11 protein-coding genes and 2 pseudogenes are annotated in these 13947 nt (G+C 61.9%); 5 read left to right on the plus strand and 8 right to left on the minus strand.

All coding sequences use genetic code 11. From position 1 onward, the window contains the following. Positions 1–44 precede the first annotated feature (44 nt). Positions 45–2612: an ATP-dependent DNA helicase gene (locus C450_RS08710; RefSeq protein ID WP_005042711.1), complete on the plus strand. Its 2568-nt coding sequence runs from the start codon at positions 45–47 to the stop codon at positions 2610–2612. A gap of 597 nt (positions 2613–3209) precedes the next feature. Further along, positions 3210–4084, plus strand: a protein-coding gene (locus C450_RS20750; RefSeq protein ID WP_085945724.1) for an IS1595 family transposase whose coding sequence is annotated in 2 segments (ribosomal slippage) — positions 3210–3663 and positions 3663–4084 — 876 coding nt in all. Because the reading frame shifts where the segments join, the coding sequence is not laid out codon by codon here. Here C450_RS20750 and C450_RS08725 read toward each other — a convergent pair. The 5 genes from C450_RS08725 to C450_RS22565 form a co-directional block, all read right to left on the minus strand. After that, positions 4066–4551, minus strand: coding sequence for a hypothetical protein (locus tag C450_RS08725; protein WP_005042714.1), 486 nt, complete (start codon positions 4549–4551; stop codon positions 4066–4068). The genes C450_RS20750 and C450_RS08725 overlap by 19 nt on opposite strands. A gap of 255 nt (positions 4552–4806) precedes the next feature. Next, positions 4807–5565, minus strand: a complete 759-nt coding sequence (locus C450_RS08730; protein ID WP_005042716.1) for a CAP domain-containing protein — start codon at positions 5563–5565, stop codon at positions 4807–4809. Between the two features lie 95 nt (positions 5566–5660). Further along, on the minus strand, positions 5661–6176 hold the full coding sequence (locus C450_RS08735) for an NUDIX domain-containing protein (RefSeq protein ID WP_005042717.1): 516 nt from the start codon (positions 6174–6176) through the stop codon (positions 5661–5663). Between the two features lie 177 nt (positions 6177–6353). Then, on the minus strand, positions 6354–8150 hold the full coding sequence (locus C450_RS08740) for a S9 family peptidase (RefSeq protein ID WP_005042719.1): 1797 nt from the start codon (positions 8148–8150) through the stop codon (positions 6354–6356). 192 nt (positions 8151–8342) lie between these two features. Beyond that, complete coding sequence (locus C450_RS22565; RefSeq protein WP_193790510.1) at positions 8343–8930, minus strand: hypothetical protein; 588 nt, start codon at positions 8928–8930, stop codon at positions 8343–8345. Between the two features lie 286 nt (positions 8931–9216). Here C450_RS22565 and C450_RS22885 point away from each other — a divergent pair, with 286 nt between their 5' ends. Both C450_RS22885 and C450_RS22890 read left to right on the plus strand, forming a co-directional pair. Further along, positions 9217–9411 (plus strand): hypothetical protein, encoded by a 195-nt coding sequence (locus tag C450_RS22885; RefSeq protein WP_049909980.1) that lies wholly within the window; start codon positions 9217–9219, stop codon positions 9409–9411. Between the two features lie 100 nt (positions 9412–9511). Then, a pseudogene (locus C450_RS22890) lies at positions 9512–9607 on the plus strand (IS6 family transposase); the annotation flags it as partial. A 151-nt stretch (positions 9608–9758) separates the two neighbouring features. Here the strand turns inward: C450_RS22890 and C450_RS23465 are convergent. The 3 genes and pseudogenes from C450_RS23465 to C450_RS08760 form a co-directional block, all read right to left on the minus strand. After that, positions 9759–10018, minus strand: a pseudogene (locus C450_RS23465) (Glu/Leu/Phe/Val dehydrogenase dimerization domain-containing protein). Positions 10019–10236: 218 nt separating this feature from the next. Further along, entirely contained in the window at positions 10237–11598 is a 1362-nt protein-coding gene (locus C450_RS08755) for an NAD-dependent succinate-semialdehyde dehydrogenase (RefSeq protein WP_005042723.1), read from the minus strand. 124 nt (positions 11599–11722) lie between these two features. Continuing rightward, on the minus strand, positions 11723–12373 hold the full coding sequence (locus C450_RS08760) for a hypothetical protein (protein ID WP_005042734.1): 651 nt from the start codon (positions 12371–12373) through the stop codon (positions 11723–11725). A 232-nt stretch (positions 12374–12605) separates the two neighbouring features. Between C450_RS08760 and C450_RS08765 the strand changes: the two genes are divergently transcribed. Then, the gene (locus tag C450_RS08765) at positions 12606–13946 is read left to right on the plus strand and encodes a class-III pyridoxal-phosphate-dependent aminotransferase (RefSeq protein WP_005042737.1); all 1341 of its coding nucleotides are present in this window, start codon (positions 12606–12608) and stop codon (positions 13944–13946) included. Position 13947 lies beyond the last annotated feature (1 nt).

The following is a 13947-nucleotide window of genomic DNA, read 5'->3' on the forward strand; positions in this document are numbered from 1 at the left end:
CCGACAGTCTATAACGGATGCCGCCGGAATCCAGACTACGATCGATGAGCGGCGACGAACGTCGAGACGAGACAGCCGTCACGGGCGATGGGACCGCCAGCCACGCTGCCGAGGGCGATCGTGAGAGCGAACACGACTGGCACGGGTTCTTCGGCTACGAGGAGCCGTACGCGAACCAGGCCGACGCGATCGAGGCCGCGATCGACGCCGGCGAGGAGGGGGGCTACCTCGTCATGGAGGGTGCCTGCGGCACCGGGAAGACGATGGCCGCGCTCGCGGCTGCCGGCCACCTCCTCCGGAACACCGACCGCTACGACAACGTCGTGGTGGCGACGCCGGTCAAACAGCAACGCCGACAGTTCATCCAGGACCTCCGCGCGATCAACGCCGACCTCGACGAGCCGTTTGCGGGACTCGCACTCGTCGGCAAGCCCGCGCTCTGTCCGTACGAGCGCGCGGACGCGTTCGACCGCGGGGTGCAGGACGCCTGCGAGGACCTTCGGGAGACCACCGCGGGGCTCGTCGCGGGCGACGACGGCGGCGAGGCGTGGTGGGACGCCGGCCGCGCGGCCGAACTCGTCGACTCGGCCAAGATCGACGCCGACTCGTGGCGCACGCTCGACGAGGGGCTCTCGACGGCGGGCGTCGACGCACCGTACTCGACGGGCCGGCCAGCAGCCCCCGAGGCGATGACCGAGAGCGACCGCGAGCAGGTGTTCTGCCCGTTCGAGGCGGACTGGTACGCCCGCGAGAAGGGCTCGCCAGTGAGCTTCGCCGACGGTGAGAGCGGCGTCGTCACGACCGAAGAGTTGCTCGCCGGCGCAGTCCCCGCAGGAACCTGCCCCCATCGGGCGATGGGGGCGCTGCTCGAAGATGCGGACGTCGTCGTCGGCAACTACAACCATCTGTTCGACCCCCGGACACGCGTTCTGACCGACGGCGTGGTCGACGAGCGGACGTTCGTGATCGTCGACGAGGCTCACAGGCTAGAAGGGCGGGTTCGGGACCTCCTGAGCGACCGGATCGGTAGCGTGTCGCTCCGGCGCGCGCGAAACGACGTCGCCCAGCTCGCCTCGTACGCGCGCCAGTCGCGAGAGAATCGCGAGGCGATCGCCAGCCAGCTCGCGAGCTGGGAACTCTCGACCGACGCGCTCGCACAGACGAGAGAGTTCTACGACGACGCCATCGACTGGCTCGATCGCCGAGTCGAGTCCCACCTCGACGAGGAGTTCGATGACCTCGACCGGGCGGCCGAACGCGGCGACCTCCCCGAGCGAACCGAGATCCCGCTCCGCGATCCCGCGGTCGACGAGCCCGACGACTTCACCGAGTGGGCGGCCGAGGCGGGCTACTCCGAGGCGTTCTGTGAATCGCTTCATACTGTGGGTGCGGCAGTCGAGGACGTGCTCGAAACGGTCGATCCGGATCGGAGCTGTGTCTGCGGCAGCGTCGGCCGGTTGATGAGAAACTGGTGGACCAACGACCACGCTGCGTACTTTCGGGAGGTGACACTCGAACGCACCGACCGCGAACACAGTGACAAATGGCGACGCCACTACACCGCGGCGCTCGAATGCTACGACTGCCTGCCGGCGGCGGATCTCCGCGAGCGCTTTGCGGACCTCGGTGGTGGAGTGTTGATGAGCGCCACACTCGAACCGATGGACGTCTTTCGGGAGTGTGTCGGGCTCGACCGACTCGTGACCGACTCGGCCGATGGAGCCGACGCCCCGGACGCCCCGGACATCCCGGACGTTCCCGATGGCGTCGATCTCCAGGGTCCGAAATCGGGCGACGGTGACGGCGGGGCGGCGAACGCTGACGGCGAGGCTGCCGGGGCCGAGTCGGCCAGCGACGAACACTCAGAAGTCGAGCGACCGATCACCGAGCGGACGTACGATCTGACCTTCCCCGCCGCAAACCGCGCGAGCTGGATCGTCGACGTGCCGGCGTTCACCGCACGAAATCGCGGCCCGCCCGACTCCGAAAGCGAGGTCCGCGAGACCTACGCCTACGCGCTCCGGGAGATCGCGCAGAGTCCGGGCAACGTGCTCGTCTGCATGCCGAGCTACCGCGAGGCAGCGTGGGCAGCCGAGCGCCTCGCGGAGTCGGTCGCAAAACCCGTCCTCGTCGACGAACCGTCGAGCGCCGAGACCACCGAAGCCCTCAAACGCGATTTCTTCGCCGACGATGGGAAGGTGCTCGTCACCTCGACACGCGGGACGCTGACCGAGGGCGTGGACTACGACGGCGCGAAACTAAGCGCCTGCGCGGTCGTCGGCGTCCCGCTCGTGAACGTCGCCTCGCCGCGGATTCGCGCCGTGCGGCGGGCTTACGGCGCGGCGTTCGGGGAGGACAAGGCCTTCGAGTACGCGCTCACCGTGCCCGCGGTCCGGCGCGCACGCCAGGCCATCGGCCGGGTCATCCGAGGGCCCGAGGAGGTCGGCGTTCGGGCGTTTCTCGACGAGCGCTACACCCTCGATGCGCCACGGTCGGTCCACGAGTATCTCCCGTCCGAGGAGCGTGAGGAGTGGACCACGATGACGCCGATGTTTCTAGAACAGCTAGTAGAAGAATTCGCTGAAGAACATCCAGAGTGGGGATATGAGTGAGTTTCCATCTCCCCGCTGATTCCTCTCTGAGAAATCTCATGGCCCAATAGTAGAAGATCAGAACAATTGGATGCTCACCCCAGTTAATGCGTGCTGTCCACTACCTCTTCGTTCAGTTTCTCTGTTAACTTCCGAGCCGCTGTCAAGCCCTTTTCTCCGATTTCCTGAATCTCATTAGGGGATGCAAACACCATAGCAGGCGCAAGAGGATCATGCACAATTTCATTCCTCATTCCTCTAATCGCTGCCAAATTTCCGTGCAGACCCTCATCAATGACTCCGGTTCGAAGTAGCCATCGTTCTCTTTGGGATTCATTTAGGCCGCTAACACCACGAATCAGTTCCCATGTCTCTGAGTTATTGGAGTCCTTTGGGTCCTCTTTGTATTCGTCATCAATGAACCTTTCATGGATGATCCAACTGGTACGGTGTTCAATCACTCCCACTACCGTCGCAAAATACGTCAGAATCGGCTCTGAACCGACAGATCCTATAAAAGTCGCATCATACGACGTAGACTCTCTCAATGATTGGATGTTCGCTCATCTCGATAGATCGTAACGCCAATTCCGTTGGAGGATCAAACATCGGCTAACGATGGACGAGGAGTCAGCTCAGGTCTTCCTTCCACCGCGTGAGCGATGCTTCGAGCGTCTCCGTCTCGCCCGCTTCGGCGAGACGGTGACGTGTGTNACGATCTTCTGGCAGCATCGGTTCGGACTCGAAGAGATGTTCTACATCGTCAAGGAGATGCGATCTGAGCCGACCGCTCAGATCGCTCGGGACCTTGACCGAGACTACGAAGCCGTCCTTAACTTCGTCCACAAAGTCCAGGACGTCAGCGGTGATATCGACGAATTCGACCTCTACAACGTGTGTGAAGCCGATGAGGTCTACGTCACGGCNAACTTCGTCCACAAAGTCCAGGACGTCAGCGGTGATATCGACGAATTCGACCTCTACAACGTGTGTGAAGCCGATGAGGTCTACGTCACGGCTGGTGAGAAAGGACTCGAAGACGAGAACGGGAGTCCGCGCTCGCGCGGACTCTCAAAAAAGGACGCGGAACCTTCGGATCAGACAAACCGCCAGTCCTGACACTCGTCCGTCGGGATGACGGACGAGTTCGGTTTCTGGTCTGTGAGAACCTACAAGATGCTGACGAAGATATCGCCGAGTACGGCGATGGAAGCGTCATCCTCTGCACCGATGGCTACACGATTTACGACGACATCGAGGACAAGGAGGGGGTGGACGGCCATCTGGCCGTCACCCACTCCGAGACCTACGTGATCGGTGACGCTCACACGAACACCTGCGAGAACCGCCATAGCTTCCTCCGCCAGTGGCTGGCGAAGTTCCGAGGTGTCTCGAAACATCACCTCCAGAAATACCTCGGCTTCCTCGAACTGAAGCTCAACTCACCGAACGATTGGTTCGAGAAACTGCTGTGTTACGATGTATCGGGATGAGCGTGGATGTTTTCCCGCAATGAATTTTGGATGTTATCTACTGATACCTCTTCCCTGGGTTTATCGGTTACACTCTTCGAAATTTCATTTACGACTTCGTTCTGCTCTTTCGGAAGTCGTTCCTCGTAGGCATCTATTTCAGAGGCATACACATCAGAGACTAACCCCTCTCTCATGAGTCGGAGCAAAAATTCATCAAGATCCGCCTCATCCCCAGTACTGTCTAATTCAGCAATGATGCGGTTATACTGACCTATTGTATCCGCGTGTGCATCGGTAGCGTATTCTTGACCCTCCAATACATTCGTCATATTGTCATATAATTCCTCCAGTTGCTGTATGGGACTTAGGGCAATTTGGCCATAAATATCGGTTGTCTGTCCAAACGGCATTGCAACCGTCTCGTCTAATGCGTCGACTTGAATTGAATCCGGGTGGTTTTCGGGATCCCAATCATCCAATGGCATACGCTTCCAGCAATCGTCTGCAATCTGTTAATAGTTTCTGTGGAACCAGAATGTCACCTCACACCCCATCCAGAGCACCAGTCTCCGCGCTTGCTATGAACCATATAGAAGACGTATCTAAAACACACCAGTTGGTGTATTGAGTTTTTGTGGTGTTCTACTAGCGGATGTTGGAATAAGAGCCCCCGCTGCTCGACTCGCAGTTCGCGGCGTCTTGGAACAATCGCGAACTGCCTGGCGATGGCGGCGTGTGACTCAACAGAAGTTCTGGGTGGCGTACACCCGGGTCCGGCCGTCAGTCTGTTGGACGTACACGCCGATCGCCTCCTGTCGCCAGTAGGGCTTGAGGAGGTTCTCCCGATGGCTCGTGGAGTTCATCCAGCCGTTCACGATCCCCTGGGCGAGCGCCTCGGGCGTGTCGTAGTTGACCGACCGGTCGTCCATCCTGACAGGTGCGTCGTAGTAGGTGTAAAGGATGTTCTCGCCGCCGGTCGCGTACTTGAACCCGCTCGTGGGGACGCGACACTGGTAGTTGAATTTCGCGTAGCGATCGCCGAGCGTCTCGCCCTCCGGACCGACGTGGGCGAAGTAGCTCCGGTTCGCCATGTCGGCGCTGTGGTACCGGGCGACCGGACGGAGTTCGGTGTCGAACGTGAGTTTCGAACGGTTGTGCTCGACGCGCTCCTCGTTGACCTCCTGATGGACGAGATACTCGACCCGCGTTCCGTTGAGTTCGCTCGCGTCCGAATCCGGGATCTGTGGGACGCTCGCGTTGCCGGCGACATCGCCACTTTCGACGCCGCTCACGCCGCCGACGCCACCGAGTTCGCCGACACTGTCGGCGGCAGCGTCGCCGAGCCCGCGCACGTCCTCGCTCAGCTCGTCGACCGAAGTCGGGAGATCGCCCCCACCGAACGCGAATCCGGCGGCGAGGCCGATTATGACGACCACGAACGCGAGCCGCAACACGACCGAGACCACCCACGCGAGCAGCCCGGCGACCGATCGAAGCATCGGTTCGGGGTTCGCGCCCCGCGAGTATGTATCTGTCCGTCGGTTCGCCGTCCCCCGCCGCCGGTCCAGCTATGGAAAAAACGAATCGTTTGCGGTCAGATCGCGAGCACGCCGGGATCGAGGCCGTCGGTTGGCCGGCTCCGCCGCCACCGCACGGGCGTCTCGGCGGGATCGACGCGTTCGTCGGGGCCACACGAGCCGGCGAACAGCACCACGAGGCAGTAGATCGAGGAGCGGTCGCGGTCGCGGTCGGTCTCGTCGCCGACGCCCACGATCGAGATCCGTTCGACGTCCTCGATCGCACACTCGACGCCGGTCGCCTCGCGCACGTTCCGAATGGCTCCGGTTTCGAGCGATTCGTCGGGCTCGACTCGTCCCCGCGGGGCGGCCCATTCGTCGCGCCGATCCTGAACGAGAAGCACCTCGCTGTCCTCGTTCGTGACGCGCACCCCTGCCGCGGCGCGCTCGTCGGCCGCGACGCCCGCGATCCGCTCGTAGCGCTCCGCCGGCACCGCCCAGCTCGTCTGGTGGACCGACGACGAGTCGTACTCGTCGGTCAGCCTCCCGAGCTGATCTTCGACCCACTGCTCCGAACGACCGGCGGCATCCATACTACGGACGATTTCCCGCCAGCGGAATAAACCCGCCGTATCTTTCATCGCCGTCCCGTCTGGTGGTGTCAGATCGCTCTGACGTTTTCGTTCGTTTCACATGATTTTATGTCGATGAAACCACTATCGCCCGCGACCATTGGGGCTATCGGGGCTATCACGGTCAGGGCGAGCGAGTCAGACGTGCTCGTCGAGGAATCCCGCGATGGCGGTGTAGGCCTCGATCCGATTCTCGCGCTTCGAGATTCCGTGGCCCTCGTCTTCGAAGAGGAGTTTCTCGACGGGTACACCCTGCTCGCGGACGCGCTCGGCGATCTGTTCTGCCTCGCCGACCGGAACGCGCGGGTCGTTCTCGCCGTGGAGCACGAACAGCGGCGCGTCGATCCGGTCGGCGCGGTGGATCGGGCTGATGGATTCGAGGAGATCGCGGTCCTCCTCCAGCGACCCGTACTCGGCCTCACGGAGTTCGCGCCGCCACGAACCGGTGTTTTCGAGGAAGGTGACGAAGTTCGCGATCCCCACGATGTCGACCCCGGCGGCGAACAGATCGGGATACTCGGTGAGCGCCGCGAGCGTCATGAACCCGCCGTAGGAGCCACCCATCACTGCGATCCGGTTGGGGTCCACGGGTGAGAGCTCGGCGAGCCACTCGACGCCCGCCTCGATGTCGGCGACCGAGTCCATCCGCTTTTCGACGTCGTCGAGGTGGGTGTACGCCGTCCCGTAGCCCGACGAGCCCCGGACGTTCGGCTCGAAGACCGCGTACCCCTGATCGAGGAGGTACTGGGTGACGGGGCTGAATCGTGGCCGGCGCTGGCTCTCGGGGCCGCCGTGGATGTCGACGACGACCGGTGTGTCGCCCGCAGCGGGATCGGTGGGCAGCGAGAAAAACGCCGGAATCTCCCGGCCGTCGAAGCTCTCGAACTGCACGAGCTCCGAGTCGTGAAACCGATCCTCGGCGAGGCCGGCGGTCGAGGCGTGCGTCCAGCGGTCGCTTTCGCCGGACGCGATGTCGACGACGTGGACGTTCGCGTTCTCGCACGGACCCGTCACCGTGATCGCGAAGCGCTCGGCGTCGTCGTCGAACTCGATCGCGCCCGCGAGGCCGTCGGGGAGATCGGGCGTCGGAAACGTCTCGATCGTCGTCTCGTCCGTGAGTCGCCCGACCGTGAGATCGGTATAACCGTCGACGTTGCGCCCGTAGACCAGCCGGCCGGTGTCTCCGTCGAGCACGAATCGATCGACGTTCCACTCCGGATCGTCGACGATCGGTTCGATTTCCAGGCTACTGAGATCGAGCCGTGCGAGCGAGAGGGTGTCGCTGTCGCGGTCGGTCAGGCAGTAGAGCGCGTCGCCGTCGGGCCCCCATTCGACACCCATGAAGCGCACGTCGTCCTCGTGGGGCGTGACGTGTTCGAGTGCTCCAGTATCGAGATCGAGTACGGAGAGGTCCTGATCGAAGCTCGAATGCGCCTCGCTCACGACGAGGCGATCGTCGTCGGGGCCGAAGCCGGCGACGGTGAGCCAGCCGTCGCCCTCGTGGACGAGTTCGGCGTTGTCGCCCGTCGCGTCGCGTGCCTGGGTGTAGACGTCGAACACCGACTCGTCGCGCCGGTTGGCGGTGAACGCAAACCGGTCGCCGTCGTGGCTCCAGCCGCCCCATCGGTGTTTGGCTGCGGGACGGTCGGTGAGCGGCGTCACCGAGCCGTCGGGATCGAGTCGAGAGAGCTGGACGCGCTCGTTACCGCCCTCGTCCCGCCCGAAGATCAGTTCGTCGCGTGTCGGCGAAAACGACCCAAAGGTGACGCGCTCGTCGGCGAACGTTCGCTGGTCGGGCCAGCCGCCGGATTCGGGAAGGGTCCAGATCTGGGGCGTGCCGGTGGTGTCGAGCAGGAAAGCGAGGTCACCCGAGGGCGCGAACGACCCGGTCGATGCGCTGCGGACGTTGAGGTAGCGCTCGATGTCAGAGAGCACGACCGGTGTTCACGGACCACTTACAAACCGTTTCGGTTGGGGGAAAACCGAACGACGGGAACCATCGATCGAGAGGTGCACCGAGAGCTGTTTCCAGCGATCGGGCCTTCGTACGCCACGACAAGGCAGATAAGGTCGAGCGACGTACGTCCTTCAAGTGATCGAACCGGGCCCAGAATCGGAGCTGCTCGATCAGGACGACCTGTCCGCCATCGAGCGGTGGCTGGCACCCGCGGTCGGTGTCCTCGTGATCGTCGTTCTCCTCGCAAGCGTCGGGTTTCTCCTCACGAGCGTGCTCGACGATCCCGGCGGGAGTGAAACCGACCCGGCCGCAGCTGGTCCGATCGTCGACGGCGCGAACGCCACGACCACGCCGGCCGTGACGACGGAACCAACGGCACGGTCCACGAACGAAACCACCACGACACCGGGACCAACCACGACGGAACGACCGTCGCAGACACCGTCGCCAACGCCGACAGTCACCGCATCGTCCACGCCCTCACAGACGACATCGATTGCGACAGCAACGGCAACTGCCACACCGACATCCACCGACACGCCGACACCTACCGATACGGCGACCGCCACAGCCACCGCATCCTCGACGGCGACGACCACACCGACGCCGACCGCCACCGCTACACCGACACCCACGCCGTCACCGACGCCAACAGCAACACCGACAGCGACCCAAACGACCGCACCCACGCCGTCACCAACCGCGACGCCAACACCCAGCGACACCCCGGCGACAGCCTCGTCGACGACTACCGACACACTGACAGCGACCGAGACACCAACGGCAACGGAAACCCCGACGCCGACGGAAACCCCGACGCCGACGGAAACCCCGACGCCGACAGCGACACCAACACCAACGCAGACGGCTACGGCGACATCGGAGACCGAGGATACCGACACACCGACGGATACAGGTACACCGAGCGCTACGGAAACGGCCACAGCGAGTCAGACGACGAGTACGCCGACCGCAACGACAACCGCCTCGTCGACAACCACGACGTCAGCAGCGACGGCAACGACCACGGCGACGACGAACACGGTGACAGCGAGTCAAACCACTACGTCGCCACTGTCATCGACGAGTAGCGAACGGAGTGGGGAGGCGGCCACGACCACGGAGCGCGATGATACCGACGAAGCCGAAGACGAGGAATCGACTGACGAGGAGGAGACGACTGGCGAAGAGGAAACGACCGACGAAACGGGGACGACGGGAGAGATCGATGGAGAGTGAGTCGAGCAGGTCACGCACCGTCCGTGAGCACTAACGGCCCACCCGACGGTAGTGTTCAGATACGGCTGAACAGTGCGGCACGGTGTGATTTCAGTGATCCATGCGGAAATCCACTGACCTCGACGGTTGTTTGGACGAAATACACGTGGATGTTGTGGAGCGAGAAGCAACGCCGCGACTGTTGATGAAGCCTGGACAGCGACAGTGGTTTCTGCGATATCTCGATCGTAGTAGTTTATGGCTTCACGCGTAATGAGAGCAACTGAGCGGCCGGGGGCTCCCTCACGACCGTGCGAGCCGCCGATAACGGGAGGCTTTCCGGTAACCACACCCGGCGTCGTCTCACCTTACTGCATCGAGTACGCATCCATGAACCACGCCATCGTTTGCGGCGCAGTCCCCATATCTGGTGCCGGAACGTCCTGTTTGGGACCGACGATGTCTCGACGTTCCTCAGCGAAACGACGAGTGAGACGCTCGGTTTCACCTTCTGAGTGAGTTTTCGGATCGACAGCGATACCGCCTTTCCCACCGCCGAATGGAAGCGGATGCCGCCCTTGTAGGGTCCACGGACATCGTCATGCTGGGCACGAAATCCAGAGAACACTTCCAGAGATCCGTCATCACGACGTAGCGGGATGGAAACACGCTGGATCCTGGTTGGATGTTTGAGCCGCTCAACAATACCCGTGTCAACATCGACGTGAGGAGCCGCTCGTTTCAGTTGACGACGAGCGGTCGCCAGCGCTGATTCCGGTTCGTCTACTTCAGTATCTGAACCAGTTCTGGTTCCAACGAGGTCGGTTTCAGTCGTGCTTAAAGCGTTTACTCAGTCCACACAGTCTTACGATTGACAAACTCCTTGATACCGGCTTCTGAGAGTTCACGACCGTATCCAGAGCTTTTCACCCCACCGAAGGGAACCCGTGGGTCGGATTTCGTGAGCTGGTTAATGTACGTGCAGCCGGCATCGATACGGCGAGCAACACACTGACCTCGATCGCGATCTTCAGTCCAGATACTCGCTCCGAGTCCGAACTGCGTATCGTTTGCTGTCTCGATGGCCGCATCCTCGTCCGCGACCGAAAACACGGACGCGACCGGTCCGAACAGTTCCTCTGTGTCAGCCGGACAACCCTGTGGAATATCAGTGAGGATGGTCGGTGGATAGAATGGCCCGTCACGGTCGAGCGGTTCGCCGCCGATGACGACGTTTGCGCCAGCGTCCACACTTTGCTCAACTTGCTCGTGGAGTTCTTCCATCAGGTGGGATTGGGCCTGCGGACCGATGTCGGTATCCTCATCCATCGGATCGCCGACGGTGAGCGCTTCGCACTCCTCGACGAATCGGTCGAGAAAGTCGTCATAGACGTCTTCGTGGACGATGAAGCGTTTGGCGGCTATGCAGGACTGGCCGCCGTTTTGGTTGCGCGCCCACGCTCCGGTCTCGGCGGCCGCGTCGATGTCGGCGTCGTCGAGCACCACGAACGGATCGCTTCCTCCGAGTTCGAGGACTGTTTTCTTGAGATTCTCCCCCGCCGTGGAGGCGACGGCGCGGCCGGCCGGACCGCTTCCTGTGAGCGTCGCCGCACGCACCCGTTCGTCGGCGAGCACATCGTCGATCTTCTCCGAGCCGACCAGCAAGGTCTGGAACGCGCCGTCGGGGAATCCGGCTTCTTCGAAGATTTCTTCGATTGCCAGCGCACTACCGGGAACGTTTGAGGCGTGTTTGAGCAGGCCGACGTTGCCCGCAGCCAAGTATGGAACCGCAAAGCGCATCGCTTGCCAGAACGGGAAGTTCCACGGCATCACTGCCAGTACAGGTCCCATCGGATCGTAAACGGTTTTCACGGTGGTGCCGGGCGGACTCGGATGGGTTTCGGCTTCGAGATACTCACTGGTGTGTTTGGCGTAGTGGTCACAGAGCCACTGGCATTTCTGCACCTCGGCGAGTGCCTGTGAGATGGGTTTTCCCATCTCTTCGGTCATGAGCTCGGCGTACTCGCGCTCGTTCTCTCGGAGCACATCGCCAGCGGCTTCGATGAGCTGTTCGCGCTCGCGGATGGGCACCTCGCGCCACTCCGCGAAGGTGTCCTCGGCACGCTCAAGCGCGCTACCGACGTCGCTCGCGCTGTCCTCCTCGTAGGACTCGACGACTTCGCCGGTGGCCGGGTTGATCGTCTCCATGACGTAATCACTATTCGTATACGCCATTAACGTTTTGGTAGTTCTCAACCGCTCGGTTCGATGCAAACAGCAACGAATCCAGCCACGGTATCGGATACGTCGTCGTGTGGGGATATCGACCGTTTCAGTCGCTGAGATTCTCGATGCGCTGGTCGTACTGCTCGGTAGCGTCGTTCACTTCCTCGATGAACTCCAGCATCTGCTCTTTCATCCCCGTTCGTAGCTCCGTCGCGGAGAACTCCTCGGAGTCGGCGAGCAGGCGCATGAACGCCCGCAGTTCCTCGTCGGTGATGTCGTCGAGTGCGCCCGCATCGAGCTTGTCGATGACTTCGTCGACGTCGATCTGGCCGACCGGCTCGACGTTGAACTCGACGTTGACCATCCGGTAGTCAGACCCGGAGAGTTCCTGTTCGGCGCGGCTCACGCCCTGACTGAGCATGTCCTTGAAGGGCACGTGATAGCCCATAGTCCCCAGATGGAGGAAGCCAAGCAGATCGGTGATGCCCTGCGTGTAGGCTTCGCGCGCGTCGTCGTTGGGGTCGAAGACGGTCTCGCGGTCGCGCTCTTCGAGATGTGCGAACAGGATGGTGAAATCGAGCAGCGCGTTCCGCAAACGACGACGGATTCGGTTTCGCTTCTGCTTTTTTGAGTGTTCGGTATAGTCGGTCTTTCGTTTGAGGAGAAACTCCCGGTCGCTTGGTGTGAGGATACCACGCTTTCGGTCGGCCGAGTAGGCGAGCCGCTCGGACGCGTCGCTTTCGCTGTCGTCGTTCATACACAGATAGCGTGTATCACAGCCATTAAGCGTTCCGCAGGGGGAGAATACACTGTTGGACTGGGGTGCCCGGTGCCGAACTCCTGTTGGATGATTGCATTTTATACTGAAACGCTATCCATGTCCTCACGAACCGGTGTCAGACAGTGTAGCTACTACTTGGCCCCCGACCGCTCGGGACCACCCGCACAACCGCAACGATTTTGGACTATGGCGTACACGTATTTTGTATATGGATCGAGAGAACGCGAAGCCAGATGCGACGGCGATTCCGGGGGCGGCGGCGCGTCGGTGGGTCGAACATAGTCGCGAACACGCCGCGCCCAGCGAACACTCACACGATTTCGTCTGGGACATCACTCGTGAGGCCGACGGGCCGTTCGTCACCGACGTCGATGGTAATGTCCTCCTCGATTTCACCTGTCACATCGGTGCCGCACCGCTCGGATACAACAACGAGAAGATACTCGGCAAGCTTCGAAAGTTCGACCTCGTGGATCCACTGAAAATCGCCGGACAGGACCTCTACTTCGGGGCGGGCAAAGACCCCGCGGACGCGCGTTTCCCTTCATCGAGCCATCTGATGGCAACACTCGCCGAGTGCTCCACTCAGTACGGACTTGATACCGTCTTTCTCTCGAATTCGGGCGCGGAAGCCGTCGAAAATGCGATGAAAATCGCGCACAATAATCGTCCGGCGGCCAAATACGGCTATAGCTTTTCGGGCAGCTTCCACGGGCGAACGCTCGGTACGCTTTCAGCGACAAACGCGAAGCCGGTGTACACGCGCCACTATCCTGAACTGGCCGGCATCAAGACGATTCCGTTCTGTGAGAAGTGTGACTGTGCGGCCGAGACCTGCAGCTGTGGCTTCTTTACGGGCACTGGCTCGGTGTTCCGGAACACGCTCGCGCCCGAGGGTGGTCACATCGACCCTGCGGAGATCGCGTTCGTGATTCTCGAACCGATTCAGGGTGTCGGGGGCTACCGTTTCCCGAGCGACGCCTTCATGGCGGAAATCGGTGACGTCTGTGAGACGTACGATATCCCGCTCATCGTCGACGAAATCCAGTCGGGCGTCGGGCGCACGGGAAAAATGTGGGCGTCAGATCACTACCCCATCGAACCCGACATCATCGCGGCGGCGAAGGCGCTCCGCGTCGGCGCGACGGTCGCACGACACGATATGTTTCCCGACGAAGAGAACCGTCTGGGGTCGACGTTCGGTGGTGGCGACATCCTCGCGTCGATGCAGGGACTGTTCACCCTCGAAGCCATCGACGAATACGACCTCATGGCCAACGCCGTCGCGCGCGGCCAGCAGGCCACGGCGACGCTGCCCGAGCACACCACCGAAAAAATCGTCGACGTGCGCGGGAAGGGCCTGATGCTTGCCGTCGAGTTCGACACCGGCTCGCGCCGGGATAGGGTCGTGAAAGAGGCGCTCGACCGTGGCATGTTGACGCTGGGCTGTGGCGCGAAAACCCTCCGTCTGCTGCCGCCGCTCGACGTCACCGAGCGTGAAATCGATCTCGGAACGGCGATCCTCAACGACGCTATCGACGCCGCCTGAG

This window comes from Halococcus salifodinae DSM 8989, assembly GCF_000336935.1.
GTDB classification, from domain to species: Archaea; Halobacteriota; Halobacteria; order Halobacteriales; family Halococcaceae; genus Halococcus; species Halococcus salifodinae.

What these genes read in the sequence shown, in the direction of transcription:
- C450_RS08710 (WP_005042711.1), top strand. Translation starts at nt 45, where the DNA reads ATGAGCGGCGACGAACGTCGAGACGAGACAGCCGTCACGGGCGATGGG.
- C450_RS08725 (WP_005042714.1), bottom strand. Translation starts at nt 4,551, where the DNA reads ATGCCATTGGATGATTGGGATCCCGAAAACCACCCGGATTCAATTCAA.
- C450_RS08730 (WP_005042716.1), bottom strand. Translation starts at nt 5,565, where the DNA reads ATGCTTCGATCGGTCGCCGGGCTGCTCGCGTGGGTGGTCTCGGTCGTG.
- C450_RS08735 (WP_005042717.1), bottom strand. Translation starts at nt 6,176, where the DNA reads ATGGATGCCGCCGGTCGTTCGGAGCAGTGGGTCGAAGATCAGCTCGGG.
- C450_RS08755 (WP_005042723.1), bottom strand. Translation starts at nt 11,598, where the DNA reads ATGGAGACGATCAACCCGGCCACCGGCGAAGTCGTCGAGTCCTACGAG.
- C450_RS08760 (WP_005042734.1), bottom strand. Translation starts at nt 12,373, where the DNA reads ATGAACGACGACAGCGAAAGCGACGCGTCCGAGCGGCTCGCCTACTCG.
- C450_RS08765 (WP_005042737.1), top strand. Translation starts at nt 12,606, where the DNA reads ATGGATCGAGAGAACGCGAAGCCAGATGCGACGGCGATTCCGGGGGCG.